The 534-nt window shown below is 30.5% G+C and carries 1 protein-coding gene; it reads left to right on the forward strand.

Features of this window, described 5'->3' with window-relative positions; translation table 11 throughout:
- On the forward strand, positions 1-534 hold a 534-nt coding region (locus CJF42_RS06445), incomplete at both ends, for a response regulator (protein ID WP_141235500.1).

Here is a 534-nt window from a genome sequence, read left to right on the forward strand (position 1 = left end):
CAATTTTGGTATAAAAAAACAGCGTTCAAGTGAAGCACAGGTAAAACCAAAATTAATCAAAGATATGACCGTACTGATTGTAGATGATAACGCATATGCGCGAGAAATTTTACATGATATGTTGATAAATGAAGGAATTAAAGCTGATGTAGTTGAGGATAGTCATAAAGCTATAATGCATGTAAAGCAAAGTAATAAAAGGTATGACTTAATCTTAATGGATTGGCAAATGCCTAATATTTGTGGTATTCAGACTGCGCAAAAAATTAAATCTGTATTACAAAACTCATTTAGTAAAGATCCAATAATAATTATGATGACCGCATATGGACGTGCTGAAGTCCAAGCAGAAGCTAAAAATACAGATATCAATATCTTTTTAGATAAACCGATTACAATTTCAAATCTAATAGATGCGATTAGCTCAACTGAATTTTATGAAAAGAGAATTAGAAAAGACTTACAATCAATCAACATCAAGAATGCAGCAACTCAATTAAAAGGGTGTCATGTTTTATTAGTTGAAGATAATGA

This window comes from Pseudoalteromonas sp. NBT06-2 (assembly GCF_002276045.1).
Lineage (GTDB): Bacteria > Pseudomonadota > Gammaproteobacteria > Enterobacterales > Alteromonadaceae > Pseudoalteromonas.